Annotated in this window: 1 protein-coding gene; it reads left to right on the forward strand. The window is 67.0% G+C overall.

Features of this window, described 5'->3' with window-relative positions:
* Positions 1-648, forward strand: a 648-nt coding sequence (locus EOA33_RS37715) for an acyl-CoA dehydrogenase family protein (RefSeq protein ID WP_281033612.1), incomplete at its 5' end; no start/stop codon positions are given.
* Positions 649-651: the final 3 nt, after the last annotated feature.

Below are 651 nucleotides of genomic sequence, written 5' to 3' on the forward strand. Positions count from 1 at the left end.
GTCAGGACAGGTTCCGGCGATGACCCTCGGCATCGCCAACATTCGATGATCCTGGTGCCTTCCGATGCGAAGGGCGTGACCAAGCTGCGGGCCATGCAGGTCTATGGCGACGACGATGCGCCGCACGGCCACATGCATCTCAGGTTCGACAATGTGCTCGTGCCGGCGTCGAACCTGATCCTCGGCGAGGGCAGGGGTTTCGAGATCGCACAGGGGCGGCTGGGACCGGGCCGCATCCATCACTGCATGCGCGCCATCGGCCAGGCCGAGATGGCGCTGGAGATGCTGTGCCAGCGCTCGGTGCGCCGCGAGGCCTTCGGACAGCCCCTGGCGAAACTCGGCGCCAATTTCGACATCATCGCGGAATGCCGCATGGAGATCGAGATGGCGAGACTGCTCTGCCTCAAGGCGGCATGGATGATCGACCAGGGCGATGCCCGCGCTGCCGCGCCCTGGATCAGCCAGATCAAGGTCGTGGCGCCGCGCGTCGCGCTCAAGGTCACCGACGAGGCGGTGCAGATGTTCGGCGCGCAAGGCATCAGCCAGGACACGCCGCTGGCGCGCTCATGGACGCATTTGCGCACGCTGCGCCTCGCCGACGGGCCCGACGCGGTGCATCGCCCTGGTCGATCATCCATGCCGCCTTGAGGC

Source organism: Mesorhizobium sp. M4A.F.Ca.ET.050.02.1.1, assembly GCF_003997725.1.
GTDB lineage: Bacteria > Pseudomonadota > Alphaproteobacteria > Rhizobiales > Rhizobiaceae > Mesorhizobium.